Source organism: Pseudomonas gingeri, assembly GCF_013386165.1.
Lineage (GTDB): Bacteria > Pseudomonadota > Gammaproteobacteria > Pseudomonadales > Pseudomonadaceae > Aquipseudomonas > Aquipseudomonas gingeri_C.
Map to the genome: position 1 here is coordinate 490,166 of NZ_JACAOS010000021.1, position 22,742 is coordinate 512,907.

Sequence of the window (22,742 nt, forward strand, 5' to 3'; positions counted from 1 at the left end):
CGCTGCAAGTACCGTATAACTGTATTCCGACGGTGGGTGCTGCGGCGAATCGAGGTTGAAAACGTTAACGCTGTTCATAGCAAAGCATAAAAGCCGTCCAGATGAGGCAGAGCTGTTACTCAACAAAAATAAGAGAGGGATAAACATGAAACTGAATGAAACCGGCGCAGTCATGCCCGTAGAAAAGCCGCTGGTAGGCGATACCATGGTTATTGGCACAGACACTTCTGACTTGCTGAACTTCAAAACATGGAGGATTGGTGACGTTACTATTACTCGCGTGCTTGAGTTTCCGACCTCTACTTTACCCCCCCAAGTACTTCTCAAAGCTTCTCCAGAGGACGTGCTTCGTCACGCTTGGCTTCAACCCGAATTTGCTACGCCCGAGGGTCTTATAAAAATCAACATACAGGCCTTCATCATAGAGTCGCAGGGCAAGCGGATCATGGTCGATCCGTGTGTTGGTAACGACAAAAAGCGTGACGGGGCGTCTTTCAACATGTTGAACAATCCGTTTCTTGAGAGGCTTGAAGCGGCGGGCTTCCCACGCGAATCTATAGATATCGTACTGTGTACGCACTTGCATACAGACCATTGCGGGTGGAACACAATGCTTGTCGATGGGAAGTGGGTGCCGACCTTCCCTAATGCAGCCTATCTCTTTGCTCGCGGAGAGTATGAATTTGCTAAAGTTGATAAGGGCGAAGAACAGGAAGCTACCTACCAAGACTCCATCAAGCCCATCATTGAGGCGGGGCTGGCACAGTTAGTCGAATATGACCATATGCTCTCGGACGAAGTGTGGTTTGAGCATTCGCCTGGCCACACACCAGGGCACTGCAGTATCATCATTTCATCCAAGGGAGAAGAGGCTTTGATTAGCGGTGATGTGATGCATCATCCTCTTCAGGCTGCCGAGCCTCATGTTTGTAGTTATACCTGTTGGAACGATGAGCTGGCTATCACAAGCCGTCGTCGGATCCTGGAAAAGTCCGCAGAAAGTGGCCGTCTCGTCCTAGGTACGCATTTTGCTGGGCCCAGCGCGGTCCGCGTGAAGATTGATGGCGATGTATGGAAGATGGAGGGCGCGTGAGATGAGTGCTCTTGCATTCTTATCAGTGCCAGGGTCGTATTTTCTCAATCACACGCAATAGCTCTGAGGTGCAGCGGTTTCTACTTTGTTGGTGAGTCGAAGGCACGCCGTCAATTTATCAAAAGTTGTCGGCGGTCTTCTCGGTAACATTACTTGAATGTTGATATGTGAATTATTCATAAAACTTTAGTTTGGTTTAATGTGTCGCTGCTTTTTCCTCGGAATCTTTGGCTGAACGGGTGAATTTAGATAACTCTCTGACCTAAAAGAGAAATGCCATGCCACTGTGTGCATGGGCTGGTTGGGCGGAAGCTTCCATGGTTCTTCCGTCTGGTATCATTTGCGGCGCGGGGCAGCATTCTGTAAGGGGCCATCGTAACGCAGGGCATTCAGTACCATCTTGAACGCAGGGGATAGCTGTCGGCGGCTAGGGTAGTAGAGGTGGTAGCCTGGAAATTTCGGGCACCAATCCGACAGCACGCACACCAGTTCCCCGCTGACGATATAGGGCTCGACCTGCTCCTCGGGCAGGAAGGCTAACCCCAGGCCTGCTATGGCTGCCTTCATAATTGTCGATCCACTGTTCACGATGACCTGGCCATCGACCCGCACCCTCAACTCGCGACCGCCTTTGGAAAACTCCCAGGCGTACAACCCGCCTATCGTTGGCAGTCGCATGTTGATACAGGTGTGGGAAGTGAGTTCTTGGGGGGTCTTCGGTTTTTTCCTGGTCGCAAAATAGGCTGGAGCGCCTACGACAATCATGCGCATATCTGGCGCGATACGCGTAGCCACCATGTCCTTGTCTATTTGCTCCCCGCCTCTGACACCTGCGTCGAATCGCTCCGAAACGATGTCAGTCAGGCCGTAATCAATCGAAACCTCAAGCTTGATGTCGGGATAGTCCAGCAGCATCTGCGCGAGTTTCGGGAAAATATAGAATTCAGCGGCATGTTGAATCGCAGTAATTCGAACCGTTCCGGCGGGCTTCTCACGAAGCTCGGTAAGGGCTTCGATTTCAGCCTCAATTTCATCAAACCGCGTGCCCACTGCTGCCAGCATTCGCTCCCCGGCCTCGGTTGGCGAAACGCTGCGCGTGGTTCGTGTCAGAAGGCGCAAGCCGAGCCGCTCCTCTAGTGCCCGCATCGTATGACTGAGCGCTGAGGGTGACACGCCGAGCTGAGAAGCTGCCCGCGTAAAGCTTCGCTCTCGCGCAATCAACGTGAAGGCTACGAGGTCGTTGATGTTGGTACGCGACATAAGTCCATCCTATCCAGAGTCAAAGTCTGCGGGCCTGACACAGAAGCTGTTCCGTGCTGGGCTTCCGAGCGATTACAGCATAAACGGTCGTTTATTGATGAACACCGTTCACAACCACATGCGCTCTACTTGAGCTTATCACAGCAATTGTCAAGCGCTACAATATTGGTATGCAGAAATTGTGAGTCAAGGGATTACCGAATTCTCGGTCAAGCCCTACCACGGGTGAGCCCAAGCCTGAGAGACGTCGGTCGTTTAGGCGATCTTTCTAGCTGATGACACGACATGATTGAGGATTGAAATGAAGCTTTTATCCAGAGACGGCAGCACTGCCGCCAAGTTACTTTCGATGGCTGTAGCAGCGCTCCTGTCGGGTGCGGTATCAGCTGCTCCGCCGACTCCAGCTCAGCCAACGGGTCCTCTGATCCTCAAGGACCAAGGTAGCTTTTTTATCGGTGGTGAAGCCGTAAAAGAGACACCGGTTCAGTTGTCATCTCCTTTCGGAAAGCCATTTGAGAAAGGTGGGACGATCGAGGTGAACCAGATGTACGTGCAGTACATGGTCCCTGAGTTGGGGGGTGGCGTTCCGGTCATTCTGGTTCACGGTGCAACACTGAGTGGCAAGACATATGAAACCACCCCTGATGGCCGCATGGGATGGGATGAGTACTTCGTACGACGGGGGCATCCTGTGTACGTTCCGGATCAAATTGGCCGAGCACGCTCAGGGGTAGACACTGCGACCTACAATGATGTGCGGTCCGGTGTACAAAGCATCGACAAGCTGGCGAATGTCTTCCGTCTGAGTAACGAGGCCGGCTGGGGATTGTTCAGGTTTGGAAAGCCCAGCGGAGAAGCTTTTGCTGACGAGCAGTTCCCATTGAGTGCTCTAAATGAGTTTTCGAAGCAGTCCGTCCCTGATTATTACTGGTCATTGCCAAACCCCAATCCCAATTACAAAGCACTTGCGGACCTCTCCAACAAAGCCGGCGGCGCCGTGCTCATGGGACACTCCCAGGCGGGTTCCTATCCTCTCGAAGCGGCGCTCACAGATAGCCGAAATATCAAAGGCCTAGTGTTGATCGAACCAGGAGCCTGCGGTGAACCCACCTACTCCGAGGAGAATTTCCAGAAGCTGGCAAAGCTCCCCATTCTGGTTGTCTTTGGTGATCATCTGGATGCCGATACCGGCTTGCCGGGCTTCTCCTGGCAGAAGACGTTCGAGCAGTGCCAAGGGTTTATCGAGCATATCAATGAGGTCGGCGGTCAGGCAACAATGCTGCACCCGCCGGAGCTTGGCATTCACGGCAACAGCCATATGCTCATGCAAGACCGCAATAATTTGCAGATCGCAGATTTGATACTGAAGTGGATGCACGACAACGTGAAATCCAGCAACACCTCCTCGTCAGTAAAGCGCTGATATCAAAGCTCATGGTTATTAGTCGGGGGCGCACAGGCGTTGCAGCTTCCGGCCAAACAACGTCCGTTGACCATTTAGCAGCTTAACGAACTGCCTATCCACACTTGGTCCGGCTCGGTCGTCCGCGTGCTTAACGTCGATCTTGTTCCTCGCGACACCGTCAAAGCTGCGGGCTTTTGTATTCGACAACGGGCCGGTGACAGCGTCCAGAGATAAGCCAAAAGGAAATGTTCCATGTATCAGAATATTGACGGCAAAGTGGTTGTCATTACCGGAGCGAGCAGCGGCCTGGGCGAAGCGACTGCACGCCTACTCGCTCAACACGGCGCAAAGGTGGTTCTTGGAGCCCGCCGTCTGGACAGACTACAGGCGTTGGCGCGCGAGCTAGGTTTGAACGAGGACGCAGTCGTTGCCACCGATGTCACCAGTCGGGAGGAAGTACAAAACCTCATCGATCGAGCCGTGAAACTGCACGGTCGCGTCGACGTCATGCTGAATAACGCAGGCCTGATGCCGAACTCTTTGCTAGAGCGTTTGGACGTAGATGCCTGGGACAAGATGATCGATGTGAACATCAAAGGCGTGCTCTACGGTATCGCGGCCGTGCTTCCGGTCATGAAGTCACAGCAGAGTGGACACATCATCAATGTGTCTTCGGTTGCGGGTCATAAGGTGGGGCCTGGAAGCACCGTATATGCGGCAACCAAGCACGCCGTTCGCGCTATCTCAGAAGGCCTGCGACAGGAAGTAAAGCCCTACAACATCCGCTCGACCATTGTCTCACCTGGGGCGGTGGCAACAGAGTTGACGCACACAGTCACTGACCCTGTCGTTTCGGCACGTCTGACACAGCTATATGCGAAGGCAATCCCCGCTGAGGCATTCGCGCGCGTAGTGCTCTTCGCGATGAGCCAGCCAGACGACGTGGATATTAACGAGGTCTTGTTCCGGCCCACCTGTCAGGACTACTAAATCGAGAGTATGAGCTAGCAGTTTACGGAGGCCGCCAGTGGGCTATAACGGACGGGATGAGCCCAGTGACGCTCGCGTGCGGCTAAATCTGCGCACGTTTACTTTGTTACTGATTGTTTCATGCGGCTCAATTGGACCGTTCTATTGCTGAGCTGCATTCACAGCCCCATCCGGTTTTTAGTAACTACTCGCATCCGACTCCGTTGGTTAAATTAATAGTCTTGCCAGCAACTACACCTGAATCTATCTGGGCGGTCATACGCCATCTGCAATTGGAGAATGACCGATGAGCGCAATTGTGCGCCTAGCGCTTGCACGACCCTATTCTTTCATCGTCATGGCACTGATCATTCTGCTCGCGGGCATCCTCTCGATCTTTCGGATGCCCAGCGATATGTTTCCGGAAATCCGCGTACCGGTCATTGCCGTTGCGTGGACCTACAGCGGCTTGTCTCCGGATGAAATGGCCTCCCGAATTGTCATTCCTCACCAGCGTTCGTTGACCACGGGTGTCAGCGATATCGAGCGCATCGAGGGGCAATCCCTACCAGGTATTGGCATCACCAAAATTTTCCTGCAACCGGGTGCGAACGTGATCTTGGCCACCGCCCAGGTCACGGCGTCAGCGCAAACGATGCTACGACAGCTACCAGCAGGAACTTCGCCCCCGTTGATTTTGAACTACAGCGCATCGACCGTTCCGATTGTGCAACTGGCACTTTCGGGCGATGGGCTGAGCGAGAAAGATTTGTACGACATGGGCGTCAGTTTCCTGCGCCCCCGTCTGGTAACAGTGCCCGGTGTAGCGATGCCATTTCCTTACGGGGGAAGCGGACGGCAGATCCAGATGGACCTGAACCCTCAAGCCCTTCAAACCTACGGCTTGTCGCCGCTTCAGGTCACTGCGGCGCTGGCTGCGCAGAATCAGATCACCCCTGCGGGTTTCGTCAAGATTGGCGAGTTCCAGTACAACTTCAAGCTCAACAACGCCCCATCGACAATAGAGCAATTGAACGACCTGCCTATCCGCACTTTGTCCGGTGCGGTCATCCGCATGCGCGATGTCGCGCATGTTCGTGACGGTGCTGCCCCTCAGCAAAATGTTGTGCATGTCGACGGCCAGCGTTCAGTGCTGTTGACGGTGCTCAAATCCGGGGCGACCTCGACTCTCGATATTGTTCAGGGGGTCAAGAACATGATCCCGGAAATCAAACGTGGCCTTCCGCCCGAGTTAAACATCACTCCGGTGAACGACCAGTCGTTTTTTGTTCGAGCAGCGGTTGATGCTGTGGTTCATGAAGGTGTGCTAGCCGCTGCGCTGACGAGCCTGATGATTTTGCTTTTCCTGGGATCATGGCGTTCCGCGATTATCGTCGCAACGTCTATCCCATTATCGGTCCTTGGCTCCGTCGCCGTTCTCTCGGCTTTTGGCCAGACGCTGAACGTCATGACCCTTGGCGGGCTTGCGTTAGCGGTCGGTATCCTCGTCGATGAGGCAACGGTGACGATCGAGAATATCGAGCAGCATTTGGAGGAGGGCAAGGAAGTACGTACGGCGATTCTGGATGGGGCTCAGCAGATCGTAGTGCCCGCATTTTTGGCGCTGCTGTGCATCTGTATCGTTTTCGTGCCGATGTTCTTTCTACCAGGTGTCTCGGGTTTTCTGTTCGTACCCATGGCGTTAGCAGTGATCTTCGCCATGACCACGTCGTTCCTACTATCGCGGACCTTGGTTCCGACCATGGCCATGTACCTGCTGAAGCATCACTCGCCCGAGTCAGAGCAGCAGACGCGTACTGGCGTGATCGGTCGACTGATAGCCTTTCAAAAAGGTTTTGAGCGCTATTTTGCGGCTTTCCGTGAGCGCTATACACATGTACTGAAAAACGTTTTGGAGCGACGTGGGCTTTTCGTGATCGCTTTTGTGGGTGTGTCGCTTGCAAGCATCGCGCTGGCTCCGTTTCTCGGCCGCACATTCTTCCCACAAGTCGATTCTGGCTCAATGTTATTGCACGTACGGGGTCAACCGGGCCTTCGGGTCGAAGAGACCTCCGCAATGTTCCAGCGTATCCAGCAAAAGATACGGGAAGTCATTCCTGCCGAAGAGCTGGAGTCGATTGCCGACAATATCGGACTTCCGAACAGTGTTATCAACACGGTCTACAGCACGTCAGGAACGCTTGGGCCTCAAGATGGCGACATCATGATCTCGCTCAAGCCAGGTCACCATCCAACTGAAGGGTATGTGACTCGGCTTCGAGCCATGCTGCCTGATCTTTTCCCGGAGGCCACGTTCGCGTTCCTACCGGCTGATATGACGAGTCAGGTTCTGAACTTCGGTGCACCGGCTCCCATCGACATCCAGTTCACTGGACCGAACAAGGCCGAGTCGAGGCAGTATGCTGAGCGCGTTCTTCGTGAGGTACGCAAGATCGACGGCTTGGTGGATGCTCGCATTCACCAACCTGCGGGATACCCTGAGCTTCGCTTCAACGCAGATCGGACGCGCATGAGTCAGCTCGGGTTGACCCAAAGCGACGTGACGAACAGCGTTGCAACTGCTGTTGCGGGGACCTCCCAGGGAACCCCTGTCTACTGGCTCAACCCCACCAATGGCGTGACCTACCCGATCGTCATCCAGACGCCGGAGCACAAGTTAGGCTCGTTGACGGACATTTCCGGCATACCGGTTATTCCTGAAGGCGGAGGGACTCCACAGGTCCTTGGTGGCTTGGGTACGCTGGAGCGCGGTACATCTTCCGTCGTCGATAGCCGCTACAACATTCAGCCGCTCATCAACATCTATGCCGGTGTCGACAGGCGTGATTTGGGTGCGGTGGCAGGGGACGTACAGAAAATTCTGGACCGCCTCAGCGCAGACAAGCCCGCGTCCGTAACAGCCACGCTTCGCGGGCAATACCAATCCATGAACACAGCTTTTGTGGGCTTGGGATTAGGGCTCCTCGGGGCAGTAGTGCTGATCTACCTTCTCATCGTGATCAATTTCCAGAGTTGGACTGATCCATTGATCATCATCCTGGCGCTCCCTGCTGCCCTGGCCGGTATCTGCTGGATGCTGTTTATTACCAGGACTCCATTGTCTGTTCCGGCTCTCACTGGCGCAATCATGTGCATGGGGGTTGCTACCGCAAACTGCATTCTGGTCATTAGCTCTGCACGTGAGCGGATGGCAGAGCATGGGGAGGCCATTCGCGCCGCATTAGAGGCCGGTAGAACCAGGTTGCGTCCAGTACTCATGACTGCACTTGCAATGATCATTGGCATGCTGCCGATGGCAATCGGACTGGGTGATGGAGGCGAACAGAACGCACCGCTGGGACGTGCCGTGATTGGCGGGCTTATCTGCGCCACGTTTGCATCGCTGCTTTTCGTACCGACGCTTTTTTCTATATTGCACGGCCGCCGGGCCGCTCAAGAGTCCAATAGGTCCGCCCATGCATAACGACGAAATTACCTCGCCCAAGAGTATTCGCCCTAGAACTCTATTGGCTCTCGGTGTTGCGGGTGTCTGCGTGGCTTTGGCTGCGGGTGCTGCGTTGCGAGTTCAAGAGCGCGATGAGTTGCAGGAGCAGAATCAAGCTGCGGCCGTGCGAACGGCAGATATCATTCAGCCGTCGAGCACCAAGAGCGGCACGCTAGTTCTGCCAGGACGACTCGAAGCGTGGGCAGTATCCCCTGTGTATGCACGGACTAACGGCTACCTCAGCCGTTGGTATGCAGATATTGGCCAGCCAGTTAAGGCAGGGCAAGTGCTTGCAGACATCGATACTCCCGATTTGGACCAACAGTTGATTGGTTCTCAAGCGGCTCTCGCTACGGCAGAGGCTGAACTCAAACTTGCGCAGTCCACCAGCCAGCGTTGGGACAAGCTTCTGGCCGGTCAGGCCGTCTCGCAACAAGACGCTGATGAGCGGCGCGGCAGGTTTGCAGCCCAGCTCGCTGCTCGTAATCAGGCGGTGGCTGATGTTAATAGGCTTCGCGCTTTGACTGCATTCAAGCGTGTGGTGGCCCCTTTCAACGGCGTGGTGACCAGTCGCACTACTGACATCGGCGCGTTGATTGCTGCGGGCGGATCTGGGACGGCGCCGCTATTCACCGTTTCGGACGCAACCAAATTGCGGCTCCGTGTCCAGATCCCGCAAGCGTACGTCCAGCAAATATTCAATGGCCAGGTCGCACACTTCGCTGTACCGGACCTGCCAGGTAAGCAATTTGATGCAGTGATTGAGCGTTCGTCGGAGGCGGTGAATTCCGACTCCGGATCGATGATGATCCAGCTCACCTACAACAACCAAGCTGCCGTATTGAAGCCCGGCGCATACGCTCAGGTGACCTTCAACCTTGATGACAGGTCCGGTACGCAAGCAGGCATCGTCAGGGTGCCGGCCAGCTCGATCATGTTCAGAAAAGAAGGGACTGCCGTGGCAGTCTCCGATCAGGACGGGTTGGTGCGTATCCAGAAGATCTCGATCGTGACTGATTTCGGCAGCGAGTTGGAGGTTCTAGGCCTTGGCAGGCAAGACTGGATCATCAAGGCACCGACCGATGAAATCCAGACGGGTGATCACATCAAACCCCGTCAGGCGCCTGCGCAAGGAGTGAAAAATGCGTGACTTTCTCGCCCCGATCGCTGCTGCTTTTCTGTTGGTGGGTTGCAACACTGCGCCGCAATACAAAGTGCCCAATACCCCTGCACCGCTAGCGGAGTACAAGGAGACCGGTCCTTGGACTCCTGCACGACCTGCCGATACAGCTTCAAGGGGCGCGTGGTGGGACATCGTCAATGATTCCGAACTTGATGCTCTCGTGCACAGGCTCGAACAGAATCCACCCAGATTGGCTGTGGCGATTGCCCGAATGGATCAGTCGATGGCGGTCGCAAGGCGCACGCGCTCGGCGTTATTCCCTCAAATTGATGTGACTGGGGGGGCAACAAGAGAGCGGGTAATGGATCTTACCGGGGAACCGGTGCGCCGCAATGCCTACAACCTGGGCGGTGCAGTTTCGTATGAACTCGATCTCTGGGGGCGGGTTAGGAACTCTGTGATCTCCGGCGACGCCGAGGCGCAGGCTTCTGTTTATGATCTGGAGAGCGTCAAGCTCAGCCTGCAAGCCGAGGTCGCCGAAAATTACCTGCGTCTGCGCGGCGCTGACAGTCGGATCGTGCTTTTACGACAAACGATTACCGCCTACCAATCCGCTCTGGATCTGACCCACCGGCTTTTTGTCGGGGGCGCCACTACAGAGGCAGACGTGTCCCGTGCAAGCACCCAGCTTGGCACTGCGCAATCCGAGTTAGAGCAACAACTCGCAGAGAGGGCCTTATACGAGCATGCAATAGCTGCCTTGTTGGGTGAGCAGCCTTCTGCGTTCGCGATAACCCCGACAAAAGAGCTACCTAGTCCGAGTCCCACCCCAGTCAGCGCGCCTTCCGAACTACTTCAGCGACGCCCTGACATAGCTGCCGCTGAGCGCAGGGTTGCTGCTGCCAACGCACGAATCGGTGTTGCACGGGCTGCTTACTTTCCGTCCATTACTCTGGGGCTCTCGGGCGGGTTCGCATCGACCACCAATAATCTCATTTCTGCCGGCAGCAAGGTCTGGGCGTTAGGGCCCGCAGCTGCGCTGCTGCCAGTCTTTGACGGCGGTAGCCGAAAAGCTGAAGTGAAACGCTCACAAGGCGAGTTTGAACAAGCGAGCGCTGAGTATCGACAGACAGTGCTCGACGCGTTTCGGAACGTTGAGGACCAACTGACCCTCACAAACCGGCTAGCGAACGCGAGTGACAAACAACGTGGCGCGGCACAGGCAGCAGCCCGTGCGGACGAGATCATCGAACGCCAATACCGTGGTGGTGCGGTGGACTATCTGCAGGTAGTCACTGCGCAGATTGCGCATTTGCAAAGTCAGGAAGCACTCATCGATATCGAGACTCGCAGACTCATCGCAAGCATTGATCTCGTACGTGAACTGGGTGGGGATTGGAAGCCACCTGCAAATGATTCATGAGATTCGGTTTGGCGCAGTCAAGTGAGGACTCTTGCGTTGCTACCACGCACGCCAGCCTGCGACGAAATCAACCTAATGCGAGGAATACCCATGATTGGATTAACCAGGCGCAAGGTCCTTTTGACTGGAGCAGCAATAGGGCTGCTGGGGAGAAGTGTTTTGGCGAGTGAAATCAAACATGAAGTGAAGCTTCCCGACGGCCTTGGCGTGCCCTCGCTCGGTCAGGGTACGTTCCAGCTTGCGGAGGGTCGACGTCCCCCTTCCCAGGAAGAGGACGCGCTGCGGACCGGTATTGCGTTGGGGCTGACGCTGATCGATACAGCAGAAATGTATGGAGATGGCAGCGCGGAGGAAATGGTCGGTCGGGTGATTACCGGCCAGCGCAATAAGGTCTTCCTGGTGTCCAAGGTGCTCCCGAATCACCACACCGCGGAGCAGATTCGTACCTCTTGCGCGGAGAGTTTGAAGCGGTTGCAGACTGGCTATATCGACCTCTATCTGCTGCATTGGCGAACCTTCCAGACCGATCTTAAGACGGTCGTGGAGACTTTTGAGGATCTTCGAGCCGCTGGGAAGATCCGCCGCTGGGGCGTGTCGAGCTTCTCGGTCAAGGACATGGAGGAACTCTACAGCATCCCTGGTGGCCGCAACTGCGCCACCAACCAAGTGCGCTACAACCTTCAGGATCGCGCGGTTGAGTCAGACCTGATTCCCTGGTCCCAAAAGCATCAGATGCCGATCATGGCGTTCTCACCACTCGGTAAGGGCGGACTGCTCGGCAATCCGGTCCTCAAACAAATTGCTGAACGACATCAATGCAGCACTGCGGCGATTGCGTTGGCGTGGACACTACGCGATGGCGGTGTCATTTCAATTCCCGGTACGGGTTCGGCTGAGCACGTCCGTGAAAACGCCCGCGCTCTGGATATGCGCCTGACCCAATCAGATTTGGATGACCTCGACAGCGCGTTTCCTACGTAGCGTGCATGTTCCGAAGACCGAATCACGCTGCTGCATCGAGCGATTTGGCGACTCAAAAGGAAGAACAGACGGAAGGCCCAATGAACTATCAACCTGCGCTTTCGAGCGACGAGCGTTCGCTTATGTACAAGGTGATCGGAAGATTCATCGATATTCGCCCGCAAGAGATGAAGGCGCTGGGATGGTCCTGGCTATACATATTTTCGCTCTTCCTTGCTTATTACGTGTTGCGGCCGATACGGGACGAGCTGGGCGTGGCAGGTGGCGTGCGCAATCTGCCTTGGCTGTTTACTGGAACGCTGGTGGCAATGCTGGTGCTGCACCCGTTGTATTCCTACATCGTGCGCAGTTGGCCGCGCGAGCGTTTCATTGCCATCGCATACCGTTTTTTCATGCTCAATCTCATAGGTTTTGCCGTGTTGCTTGCCAATGCAACACCCGAGCAGCATGTCTGGATTGGGCGGGCATTTTTCATCTGGGTATCGGTGTTCAATCTGTTCGTCGTTTCGGTGTTTTGGTCGCTGGTAGTCGATGTGTTCAGTTCTGAACAAGGCAAACGGCTGTTTGGCTTTCTGGCCGCCGGGGCAACAGTCGGTGGGATTGCAGGCTCTGCATTGACCGCCGGGCTCGTTGAAAGCGCCGGTCAGACCTGGCTGCTCGTCGCGTCTGTGTTACTTCTGGAAGTCTCTGTTTTCTCATCCAAACGCCTGTCGAGTATCAGCGACTCTTTCCAGACGTCCCTTGGAAAGTCAGACCCTCACCAGCCTGTTGGAGGAGGGGTATTTTCTGGTATCTCTCATATCGTGAAATCCCCCTATCTGCTGGGGATCGCGGCTTTCATAGTGCTGTACTCGATCACCTCGACGATCCTGTATTTCCAACAGGCGAGCATCGTTGAAGCGAACATCGCTGACAGAGCTGCACGCACAGCGTTCTTCGCCAGCATCGACTTTTGGGTAAACGCCATCACCCTGATTTTTCAACTGTTCGTGGCGAGCCAAGCGCTGAGACTGCTCGGTGTGACGGTAACCCTTTGCTTGTTGCCACTGGCAAGCGTGGTTGGATTTTCCGCCTTGGCGATGGCTCCGACGGTAGGTGTTTTTGTGGCGGTGCAAGTGGCGCGAAGGGTCTGCAATTTTGCCCTCACTCGACCTGCGCGGGAGATTCTATTTACCTCGGTCAGCAGAGAAGATCGGTACAAAACCAAAAACCTGATTGATACCGCCATCTACCGCGCGGGAGATCAGATAGCGAGTTGGTCCTATGCCGGTTTACTCGCCGTGGGCCTGACGGCTACGGGCATTTCTATGGTTGCGGTCCCGCTATCGATTCTCTGGTTACTGATGAGCGTTTGGTTGGGCCGACGCCAGGGCAATCTGGAGCTGGCTGCTCAGCGTCCTAACCCTCAATAGAGCCGATGGAGAGAAAAAACATGGCGTATTTAAATCCGATGTTGGGACGTCGCCGAGTACTTGCTCACGCGACCACGCTCTGCATCGCAGGGCTAGCAACCTCAGTGATACCTCAGACATTGCTGGCCGCAGCAGTTGGCGATGACACCAGCACTGCAACAAAGAAACGGATCTTCATAACGGGGTCGACGACCGGCCTGGGGCAAATGGCTGCTCGTTTATTGGTAGAGCAAGGCCACCGCGTCGTGCTTCATGGTAGATCGCCAGCCAGTGCTCAGAAAGCATTGCAGGAGATACCCGGAGCTGAAGCAGCGTTGCATGGGGACTTCGAGAGTCTGGAGCAGATCAAGGACCTTGCTCGACAGGCCAATGCAATCGGCCCCTTTGACAGCATCCTCCACAACGCAGGTCTGGGCGATGATGAAACCAGCCGCGTACTGACTAACGACGGCTTGCCACGCCTGTTCAGCATCAATGTGCTTGCACCATACGTGCTGACAGCGCTGATTCAAAAACCACAAAGGCTGATCTACATGACTTCAGGCATGCAGCAGTCGGCGGATGGAAAGACCGCTTTGGATGATCCGCTTTGGGCGAAGCGTTCCTGGAGCGGTTCCGGTGCGTATAGCGAGACCAAGCTGCTGTTGTCGATGCTGGCATTTACGGTTGCCAGAAGCTGGTCGACCGTAAGGTCGAACACGGTTGAGCCCGGCTGGGTGCCCACGCGTATGGGGGGACCGAGTGCATCCGATGACCTTAATCAAGGGCACCTCACACAGGCTTGGTTAGCCGTTAGCGACCAGTCAGCCGCGCTCGTCAGCGGGCGAAATTTCTACCACATGAACCGAAAGAGATCGAATCCAGATGCGGGCGATGAGTCGATGCAGAACCGCCTGATTGCATTGTGCACGCAGCTAAGTGGCACGCCATTTCCTGGCTGACTAGACGCAAGCCTTTATGGGAGGAATACAGCATGAATTACCTGATACGTCGACTGTTCGCCTGCATCTTGGCGTGCGCGCTGTTTGCGGCTGCCACAGTAGCCAATGCTCAAGCCAGCGCACCCAATGACACCAAGCCAACGATCGGCATCATTGGCTCTGGAACTGTTGGCGGAACGCTGGGCAAGTTGTTCGTTGCCGCTGGATACCCTGTGGTTTTCTCGTCACGGCACCCTGATGAGCTGAAGGGCATGGCAGCAGGGCTTGGCTCGCTGGCCAGCGTCGGAACGCCCGAGCGAGCAGCCCGTGAGGGCGACATCGTGCTGATGGCCGTTCCGTATCGGGCCCTCCCCGAGATTGGGCAGCAACTCGCACAGACTCTGAACGGCAAGATCGTCATTGACGCGACCAACGCTTACGACTGGCGTGATGGTGATCTTGTTCGGCAAGTAGAGGAGCAAGGTATCGGCAAGGTATCAGCCGCACTTTTGCCTGGTGCAAAGATCGTACGCGCGTTTAACAACATGGGTACTTCCACAATCGCTGAGCAAGCGCACCGCAAGGAGCCATTGCTGGCGATACCGATTGCTGGTGACGACAAGGACGCGATCGTCGTGGTCTCTCGATTGATCACCGACATCGGCCTGGAGCCGGTAGTTGTAGGTGATCTCAACGCGGCACGACGCTTCCAGCCGGGGTCTCCCGGTTGGCAGGCTATTGGGTCGGCAGCTGAGCTACGGCAGCGTCTGGACCTGCCGCTTAAATAAATCGACTCCGAGAGTGGGTCCGTTATTTTCTAATCTGGAAGTGTAAATGAAGTCCGAAGCTGTATTTGATGGCCGCAAATGGGCCGTGCTATCGATCATTCTGCTCAGCTATTTGATGACGATTCTTGACGTCTCGATTGTCATTACATCGCTGCCGAAAATTCAGGACGAACTGCATTTCACGGCAGATGGCCTGTCATGGGTCCAAAGCGCTTATACCCTCGCACTGGGTGGCTTGCTTCTGCTTGGCGCCAGGGCCGGTGATCTGTTTGGTCGCAAGAAAATGTTCACACTGGGGCTGCTGATTTTCGTCGTTGCCTCTGCGGCGATTGGCTTCGCAGAGTCTGCATCGTGGTTGATTTGTGCCAGGGCAGTGCAAGGTCTAGGTGCCGCGATCCTTTCTCCGGCAACACTCTCGTTGCTGTACACCAACTTCCCGGAAGGGCCTGAGCGAACCCGTGCTGTTTCCTACTATGGTGCGATCTCGGGAGTGGGGGCCAGTTTGGGTTTGGTGGTCGGTGGGTTGATCGCCGACAGCCTGTCATGGCGGGTAGGGTTTTTCATCAACGTGCCGATTGGCATTCTGCTGTATTTCACCAGCCGGAAGTTTTTGGAGGAAACACCAGTACGCAGTGGGAAACTCGACCTGATGGGGGCAATCCTCTCCACGCTGGGCATGTTCATCCTGGTTTATGGAATTGTGCGCTCGGCCACTGCTGGCTGGAGCGACATCGGGACGATCAGCGCGCTGTCATTAGGCGCAGCACTTCTGCTTCTGTTCGTTCTGGTTGAAAAGAACGCCGTGCAACCGATCATGCCGTTGCGCTTGTTCGCAGATCGCGGAAGGGTGGGTGCCTACGCTGGCCGAATGTTGTTCATTGGCTCAATGATGGGCTTCTGGTTTTTCCTGACGTTGTATCTACAAGGCGTAATGGGCTTCAGTGCCCTTCAGGCCGGTTTGGCATTCCTACCCGCGACCATCAGTAACTTCTCCGTCGCGCTATTCCTACCTCGGCTGCTGCGCAAGTTCGGAGTGACTCGGCTGCCCTCCATTGGGTTGGCGATCTCACTGACTGGGATGTTCTGGTTGGGCCATGTCTCAGCCACCAGCAACTATTTCGCCGCCGTCATGCTGCCGATGATTTTGGTCGGTATCGGCCAGGCCTGCACACTCAGCCCTCTGATCACTGCGGGCGTGGTTGGTGTACATCCTAATGACGCTGGCGCGGCATCGGGGCTGGTTAGCGTCGCTCAACAATTAGGTGGGTCGCTGGGGCTTGGGATACTGATCGTGGTCTTCCATGTCACGGCCGGCGGGGAGACAGAAGATCCGACGTTGCTCGCGCATGGGGTGGCTGCGGTAATGGAGAGTAGCTCCGTGATGGTAGGCCTTGCCCTGATCGTTGTGTTTTTCCTCATATCGTTGCGCAAGAAACACACCACAGCCATCACTTGATTTGGAAAAAAAGAAACCTGTGCCTCCATAAAATTAACTAGTGGATCACCAGTGAGGTGCAGGGTGACTTAAAGACTGGGGCTCCGTTGGACGAACAAAATGTACAGCCAAGAAAATACTAAACACCAAAACTAATTAGAGAGGTGACTATGGAACAATATCTACAAGGTAAAACGGCGTTGATCACAGGGTCGTCCCGAGGCATCGGCCGCGCGATAGCTTTGGAGCTTGCGCAGCGAGGAGCAGCTGTTTGCATTGCCTTCCGTAGCAATAAAGATGAAGCAGATAAGGTGGTTAAATCTGTAGAGTCGTTGGGCGGAAAAGCCATTGCAGTCAAAGCTGATGTTTCCATTATGGATGATATCTATCGTTTATATGATGAGGTGGAATCGAAGCTTGGAAAACTCGATATCGTTGTTTCAAATGCCGGGATAGCAATCAACAAGCCTCTTGTTGAATATACGATTGAAGACTATACGTCTACCTTTGACACTAACACGCGTGGAGCTTTTTTTGTCATGCAACAAGCTGCACTCAGAATTAACGATGGCGGTCGCATCATCGCTATTTCTTCAGGAGGGACAAAACTACTACTGTCGGGTACTTCACTTTATCTTGGCAGTAAAGGCGCTGTTGAACAGTTTGTTCGGGGCCTCTCCAAAGAACTTGGGGCTCGTAATATCACCGTCAATGCGGTGTCACCAGGATTTACAAATACCGAACTTTTGACTGAGGACCTGCGAACTATAGCGGCTGAAATGTCTCCATTCAATCGAGTAGGCGAGCCGCAAGAGGTGGCAGCAGTTGTATGCTTTGTTGCTAGCTCTCAAGCGAGTTGGGTGAATGGTCAAAACATTGGTGTGGGGGGCGGAGTTATGTAAAGACCCAAAGCTTTGCCCCTATCCCTGGTAGGTCAGTTTTGCATCGGTACAGGCAGCTAGCGATCCAGCCGATGGCTTCGCGATCACAGCAATCCCGGGCAAAGGTCACGCTCAACTTCGCACCGTTGTCGCAGCAGAACTCGAAGCCGTCCGAGCACCAGCGGATATTGCTGGTCGTGACGGCAATTCGGCCTTCATGTCGGGGCTGGACGCCAGCACTGCTTAATACGTCGTTCTAGCAGCGAATTGTGATCGCGCATGACGCGGTAGACCCGCTTCATATTGATAGAGGCCAGTGACTGGACTTCACGCTCGCGGCGCAGCAACCCGCTTGATTCGAACCGCTAATTGCGAGCGCGACGCACCGAGACATTCGCTGACCAGTTTTGCTGGTCGTCCCCCGACAACAAGGATGAGTGCGCAATCCATTTTCGCGATCGGGCGATATCCACGGCCTCTTTGTGGATTTCCGCTTCCATTGTCTTCTTGCCCAGCATCCGCTTCAATTCGTGGATTTTCTTCAGCGCTTCGTTTAGCTCCCACACTGTTACAACGGCCTCGCCGGCACTGACCGCCGAAAGGCTTCCATCCTGATACAGCTTGCGCCACAGGAAGAGCTGGTTGGCATTGATGCCGTTTTGCCGGGCCACCGTGGACACGTTTTGTCCGGTTCATTGAATGCTGTGGTGCTCCGCCAGCCAGTAACGGTGGTAGCCCAGGGGGTCGCAGGCCGTGGCAAGTTCAACTGAAGCGTGCGCAGCGTGAAGCGGCGAGCGGTCGCCATGAACAGGCGTTTGATCAATCACGGTCAATCTGAGCGGCACGGTCTTTTCTCTTGTTAGCGGGCGGCGCGGGTGGATTATTGTTTATATGCTAACGATATTTGGCCGGGCCGGTGTTTCCTGGCAAACGCACCTATGGAAAGTGCAATCTTCCATCTGGAAGATGCATTTTCCACAACGTGGTGGCGCCACATACTGACCTGGTACCGAGCTGTCCACTGAGTGGATTCAGATCACACCTGCGCTCTGCCAGAGAGCGTGCGGGCAGCCAATGACGACATCCAATAATAAAGAGTATGTCCATGAAAAAGCCAAACCCGCTGTTGGAAGACCTCAAGTCTCTGCTGCCGGCCATCGCCGCTAATGCCTTCCAGGCCGAAAAAGACCGTTGCGTCCCACCTGAAAATATCGCGCTGCTGAAAAGCATCGGCATGCACCGTGCCTTTCAACCCAAGGCGTTTGGCGGCATGGAAATTTCTCTTCCTGAATTCGCCGACTGCATCGCTTTACTCGCAGGGTCCTGTGCGAGTACCGCATGGGCGATGAGCCTGCTGTGTACGCACAGTCATCAGATGGCCATGTTCCCGGCCAAGTTGCAGGCCGAAGTCTGGGGCGATGACGCCGACGCAACGGCCAGCAGCAGCATCGCGCCGTTTGGCCGCACTGAAGAGGTTGAGGATGGCGTGCTGTTCAGTGGTGAGATGGGCTGGAGCAGTGGTTGTGACCACGCGGAATGGGCGATTGTTGGCTTTCGCCGCAAGAACACCAAAGGCACCCAGGACTACTGCTTCGCGGTCGTCCCTCGCTCGGACTACCAGATCCGCGATGACTGGTACGCCGTCGGCATGCGTGGCAGCGGCAGCAAAACGCTGATTCTGGAAGGGGCGTTCGTGCCTGAACACCGCATCCAGAAAGCCAAAGATATGATGGAAGGCAAGTCCGCCGGATTTGGTTTGTACCCGGACAGCAAGATATTTTTCAGCCCGTACCGCCCTTACTTCGCCAGCGGTTTTTCGACCGTCAGCCTGGGCGTTGCCGAGCGCATGCTTGAGGTCTTCAAGGAAAAGACCAAGAACCGCGTGCGCGCCTATACCGGTGCTGCGGTGGGTGCCGCTACGCCGGCATTGATGCGGTTGGCCGAGTCCACGCATCAAGTGGCAGCTGCCCGCGCCTTGCTCGAACAAAGCTGGAATCAGATTGCCGAGCACAGCGAACGTCACCAGTATCCAGACCGCGGCGCCCTAGCGTTCTGGCGTACCAATCAGGGCTACGCAACCAAAATGTGCATTCAGGCAGTCGATCGCTTGATGGAAGCTGCGGGCGGCGGGTCGTGGTTTGAAACCAATGAGCTGCAACGGCTATTCCGTGACTCGCACCTGACCGGCGCGCACGCGTACACCGACTACGATGTCTGCGCGCAAATCCTTGGTCGCGAACTCATGGGCCTTGAGCCTGATCCAACCATGGTCTGAGCCGCCACGCGCTACCCAATCACTCTTAAATAAAAACAAATCAGAGTGGGCTTGCACGGCCTGCTCGGGAGTCTTGCATGTCCAGTATCAGTGAAACGCCTGCAACTGAATTCGATGCACGCGCTTTCCGCCGTGCCCTTGGTAACTTCGCTACCGGCGTGACCGTCGTGACCGCCGCCGATGCCAGTGGCCGTAAAGTGGGTGTGACCGCCAATAGCTTCAACTCGGTGTCGCTGGACCCGCCGTTGATTTTATGGAGCATCGACAAGCGATCCACCAGCCATGAGGTGTTTGAAGAAGCCTCACACTTTGCGGTCAACGTGCTCGCAGCGGATCAGATTGACTTGTCGAACAACTTTGCCCGGCCCAAGGATGATCGCTTCGCCGAGATTGAATTTGATCGCGGCGAAGGCGGCGCCCCAGTGTTCGCTGACGTGTCTGCACGTTTTCACTGCGAGAAGTACCAGCAAGTGGACGGTGGTGATCACTGGATCATGATCGGTAAGGTCGTGGCGTTCGATGATTTCGGGCGTGCGCCGCTGCTTTATCACCAAGGTGCCTACTCAATGGTGCTGCCACACACACGCATGACCAAACGTGAAGAAGGTCAGGCGCCTAGCAGCCACTTCCAGGGGCGCCTGAGCCACAACCTGTATTACCTGATGACCCAGGCACTGCGCGCTTATCAGTCCAGTTATCAGCCTCGTCAGTTGTCCACCGGTCTGCGCACCAGCGAGGCGCGAATGCTGATGGTGCTGGAGAACGATGCGGGTCTGAGCCTGCCCGATCTGCTGCGTGAAGTTGCCATGCCGGAGCGCGAGATCACCGAAGCCGTGGCCAACCTCAAGCGCAAAGGCTTGGTGTCTGATGAGGAAGGGCGCGTGCGCTTGACCGTTAAGGGCATCGATGAAACCGAAGCGTTGTGGACCATTGCCCGGGAACAGCAAGAAAAAGTCTTCAGTCAGTTCAGTGACGAACAACTGGACACCTTCAAAACAGTATTGAAAACGGTTATTCAGCACTGACCGGTTGCACTTTCCTTGGCGGCGCTTTATGCGCCGTTTTTTTTGTTCAAACGTGATGAGTGCAGGGTGGGGCATAGCGAGGAGGGCGTCTGCGTGATACCGTTATTAATATGTTAATAATTAATGTGATGCCCATTCCATGTCGCAACCCCGTCAATCACTGACACTTAATCTGCTGCAAGCGCGCGAAAGTGCGATGAGTTTCTTCCGTCCATCACTCAACGAGATCGGGCTGACCGAGCAACAGTGGCGCATCGTGCGGATACTGAGTCAGCAAGGTGAACTGGAGATCAATCGGCTGGCCGATCTGGCGTGCATCCTGAAACCGAGCATGACCGGCGTGCTGGTTAGAATGGAGGCGGCGAATCTGGTGGTGCGGCGCAGATCCGAAAGCGATCAGCGTCGTGTGTTAGTCAATCTGGACGCAGCAGGGCATGCATGCTTCGACGCGATGAGCGGCCAGATGGAACACAACTACCGGCGGCTGCTCGAACGATTTGGCGATGAGAAGTTACAGGCGCTGTTAGTGCTGCTCAATGAGCTGAAGAGGATGAAACCTTGACCGGCCTGGCTGCGTAAACAAGCAGGGCGAGATGACGCCATGTCATAACGCCCTGTGTGGCAACGTCCGGGTCTGGGCCTGCGATAAGTCTCACGCACAGACCCGGACATCGTTGCAATCAGCGATAGCGTTCCAGCCAGTGGGCGTAAGGGGCCGGGAGGGTCCACGCGGACTTGTCGACACCCAGCTCCTTGGCCGCGAAGTAAGTCCAGTGCGGATCGGCCAGATGCGCTCGTCCCACCGACACCAGATCCAGTTGCCCTGCGGCCACGGCTTGCTCAGCGAGTTGTGGCGTGCCAAAACCCCAGGCCGAGGTCACCGGCAGGCCCGCTTCACGGCGCACGCGCTCAGCAATCGGGCCCATGAATGCAGGCCCCCACGGGATGTTGGCGGCAGGCGTGGTGAAGCCAACGCTTACGCTCAGTAGGTCCAGGCCGCCCGCTTTGAACTGGCGCGCCAGTTCGATGGATTCGGTCAGGGTCTGCTCATCACGGCCGTCATATTCGATCACGCCGAAACGGGCGGTCAGAGGCAGGTGTTCCGGCCAGACTTCACGCACCGCCGCCAGCGTTTCCAACATAAACCGAGTGCGGTTTTCGAAGCTGCCGCCGTAGGCGTCGGTGCGCTGGTTGGCGTGCTCCGAGAAGAAACTCTGACCCAGGTAGCCGTGGGCAAAGTGCAATTCAATCCACTCAAAGCCCACGTCGCGTGCGCGGCGAGCGGCGTCAACGAAGTTCTGGCGGACGCGGGCAATGTCCTCCAGGGTCATCGCCTTTGGCACCTTGGGCAAATGTGCGCCAAAGGCGATCGCGGATGGTGCGATGGTTTGCCAGTCGCGGGCATCGCCCTCGGCAATGTGGTCGTCGCCTTCCCAAGGTCGGTTGGCGCTGGCTTTGCGGCCTGCGTGAGCGATCTGGATGCCAGGCACCGAACCGGCCGCCTTGATTGCTTTGACAGACGGAATGAACGCCTGCGCCTGTTCATCGGTCCAGATACCTGCACAACCGGGCGTGATCCGGCCCTCAGGCGCCACGGCGGTGGCTTCGACCACCACCAGGCCAGCACCGCCACGCGCCATGCTGGCGAGGTGAACGTGGTGCCAGTCGTTGACCACGCCTTCTTCGGCCATGTATTGGCACATAGGCGGGATCGCAATCCTGTTGCGCAGTGTCACGTCTTTGAGGGTATAGGGGGTGAACAGCGCAGACATTGGCGTACTCCTTGAGACGTTTAATAAGATTCGTTTGTTCGATCATATTCGAACTATGGCAATTTGTTAAAGCCTTGATATCATTTGTGTCATGCGAGCCTTCAAACACCCAGACCCCGATGACCTCATTCTCGAGCGCGTGCTGTACGCCTTGAGCGATCCTGTGCGCATGGACATCGTGCGTTATCTGTCGACGGTTGCTGAGGCAACCTGCGGAGAGCTGGACGGCGGGCGGCCCAAATCCAGCATGTCGCATCATTTTCGGGTGCTGCGCGATGCAGGCTTGGTCTACACCCACAACGTTGGCACCACGCACATGAACTCGTTGCGAAGCGAGATGCTCGATGGGCGGTTTCCGGGGTTGCTGATGGCGATTCTGGCGCAGTCGGGTGCAGGCCTGTCGCGCGATTGAGGGTGGATACACCGCCTGGGCGGCGGTGTATCCGGTGATGCAGAGCCGTCGTCACTTCCAGCA

The 22,742-nt window shown here is 55.8% G+C and carries 18 protein-coding genes and 1 pseudogene; 16 read left to right on the plus strand and 3 right to left on the minus strand.

Features of this window, described 5'->3' with window-relative positions; translation table 11 throughout:
* The first annotated feature begins 145 nt into the window (after positions 1–145).
* Complete coding sequence (locus tag HX866_RS27380; protein WP_177100909.1) at positions 146–1,093, plus strand: MBL fold metallo-hydrolase; 948 nt, start codon at positions 146–148, stop codon at positions 1,091–1,093.
* Between the two features lie 336 nt (positions 1,094–1,429).
* Here the strand turns inward: HX866_RS27380 and HX866_RS27385 are convergent, their stop codons facing one another.
* On the minus strand, positions 1,430–2,353 hold the full coding sequence (locus tag HX866_RS27385) for a LysR family transcriptional regulator (RefSeq protein WP_177100911.1): 924 nt from the start codon (positions 2,351–2,353) through the stop codon (positions 1,430–1,432).
* Between the two features lie 301 nt (positions 2,354–2,654).
* Here HX866_RS27385 and HX866_RS27390 point away from each other — a divergent pair, with 301 nt between their 5' ends.
* The 11 genes from HX866_RS27390 to HX866_RS27440 all read left to right on the plus strand — a co-directional run bounded on the left by HX866_RS27390 (position 2,655) and on the right by HX866_RS27440 (position 17,216).
* The gene (locus HX866_RS27390; protein WP_177140800.1) at positions 2,655–3,776 is read left to right on the plus strand and encodes an alpha/beta fold hydrolase; all 1,122 of its coding nucleotides are present in this window, start codon (positions 2,655–2,657) and stop codon (positions 3,774–3,776) included.
* 234 nt (positions 3,777–4,010) lie between these two features.
* Entirely contained in the window at positions 4,011–4,748 is a 738-nt protein-coding gene (locus HX866_RS27395) for an SDR family oxidoreductase (protein WP_177100916.1), read from the plus strand.
* Positions 4,749–5,034: 286 nt separating this feature from the next.
* Complete coding sequence (locus HX866_RS27400; RefSeq protein ID WP_177140801.1) at positions 5,035–8,211, plus strand: efflux RND transporter permease subunit; 3,177 nt, start codon at positions 5,035–5,037, stop codon at positions 8,209–8,211.
* Entirely contained in the window at positions 8,204–9,382 is a 1,179-nt protein-coding gene (locus HX866_RS27405) for an efflux RND transporter periplasmic adaptor subunit (RefSeq protein ID WP_177100920.1), read from the plus strand. The genes HX866_RS27400 and HX866_RS27405 overlap by 8 nt, the downstream gene beginning before the upstream one ends.
* The gene (locus tag HX866_RS27410; RefSeq protein ID WP_177100922.1) at positions 9,375–10,778 is read left to right on the plus strand and encodes an efflux transporter outer membrane subunit; all 1,404 of its coding nucleotides are present in this window, start codon (positions 9,375–9,377) and stop codon (positions 10,776–10,778) included. Before HX866_RS27405 ends, HX866_RS27410 begins: the two co-directional genes overlap by 8 nt.
* 90 nt (positions 10,779–10,868) lie before the next feature.
* A complete protein-coding gene (locus HX866_RS27415) occupies positions 10,869–11,759 on the plus strand; it encodes an aldo/keto reductase (RefSeq protein ID WP_177140802.1) in 891 nt (296 codons plus the stop codon).
* 80 nt (positions 11,760–11,839) lie between these two features.
* Complete coding sequence (locus tag HX866_RS27420; RefSeq protein ID WP_218179781.1) at positions 11,840–13,171, plus strand: NTP/NDP exchange transporter; 1,332 nt, start codon at positions 11,840–11,842, stop codon at positions 13,169–13,171.
* Between the two features lie 20 nt (positions 13,172–13,191).
* The gene (locus HX866_RS27425) at positions 13,192–14,112 is read left to right on the plus strand and encodes an SDR family NAD(P)-dependent oxidoreductase (protein ID WP_218179782.1); all 921 of its coding nucleotides are present in this window, start codon (positions 13,192–13,194) and stop codon (positions 14,110–14,112) included.
* A gap of 32 nt (positions 14,113–14,144) precedes the next feature.
* On the plus strand, positions 14,145–14,879 hold the full coding sequence (locus tag HX866_RS27430) for an NADPH-dependent F420 reductase (RefSeq protein WP_177140803.1): 735 nt from the start codon (positions 14,145–14,147) through the stop codon (positions 14,877–14,879).
* Positions 14,880–14,925: 46 nt separating this feature from the next.
* On the plus strand, positions 14,926–16,335 hold the full coding sequence (locus HX866_RS27435; RefSeq protein WP_177100926.1) for an MFS transporter: 1,410 nt from the start codon (positions 14,926–14,928) through the stop codon (positions 16,333–16,335).
* Positions 16,336–16,484: 149 nt separating this feature from the next.
* Positions 16,485–17,216 carry an SDR family oxidoreductase gene (locus HX866_RS27440; RefSeq protein ID WP_177140804.1) on the plus strand — a complete coding sequence of 244 codons (732 nt, stop codon included), beginning with the start codon at positions 16,485–16,487 and terminating at the stop codon, positions 17,214–17,216.
* 55 nt (positions 17,217–17,271) lie between these two features.
* Here HX866_RS27440 and HX866_RS34500 read toward each other — a convergent pair.
* Positions 17,272–17,848: pseudogene (locus HX866_RS34500) on the minus strand (IS3 family transposase); the annotation flags it as partial.
* Between the two features lie 452 nt (positions 17,849–18,300).
* On the opposite strand from HX866_RS34500, the gene HX866_RS27450 reads away from it, so the two are divergent.
* The 3 genes from HX866_RS27450 (at position 18,301) to hpaR (ending at position 21,057) form a co-directional block, all read left to right on the plus strand.
* The gene (locus HX866_RS27450) at positions 18,301–19,470 is read left to right on the plus strand and encodes a p-hydroxyphenylacetate 3-hydroxylase oxygenase component (protein ID WP_177140806.1); all 1,170 of its coding nucleotides are present in this window, start codon (positions 18,301–18,303) and stop codon (positions 19,468–19,470) included.
* 77 nt (positions 19,471–19,547) lie between these two features.
* On the plus strand, positions 19,548–20,495 hold the full coding sequence (locus tag HX866_RS27455) for a p-hydroxyphenylacetate 3-hydroxylase reductase component (protein ID WP_177100934.1): 948 nt from the start codon (positions 19,548–19,550) through the stop codon (positions 20,493–20,495).
* A 139-nt stretch (positions 20,496–20,634) separates the two neighbouring features.
* Positions 20,635–21,057 (plus strand): homoprotocatechuate degradation operon regulator HpaR, encoded by a 423-nt coding sequence (gene hpaR / locus HX866_RS27460; RefSeq protein WP_177140807.1) that lies wholly within the window; start codon positions 20,635–20,637, stop codon positions 21,055–21,057.
* A gap of 118 nt (positions 21,058–21,175) precedes the next feature.
* On the opposite strand, the gene HX866_RS27465 is transcribed toward hpaR, so the two are convergent.
* Positions 21,176–22,267 carry an NADH:flavin oxidoreductase/NADH oxidase gene (locus tag HX866_RS27465; protein WP_177100938.1) on the minus strand — a complete coding sequence of 364 codons (1,092 nt, stop codon included), beginning with the start codon at positions 22,265–22,267 and terminating at the stop codon, positions 21,176–21,178.
* Positions 22,268–22,358: 91 nt separating this feature from the next.
* Between HX866_RS27465 and HX866_RS27470 the strand changes: the two genes are divergently transcribed.
* Positions 22,359–22,679 (plus strand): ArsR/SmtB family transcription factor, encoded by a 321-nt coding sequence (locus tag HX866_RS27470; protein ID WP_177100940.1) that lies wholly within the window; start codon positions 22,359–22,361, stop codon positions 22,677–22,679.
* The last annotated feature ends 63 nt before the right edge of the window (positions 22,680–22,742 follow it).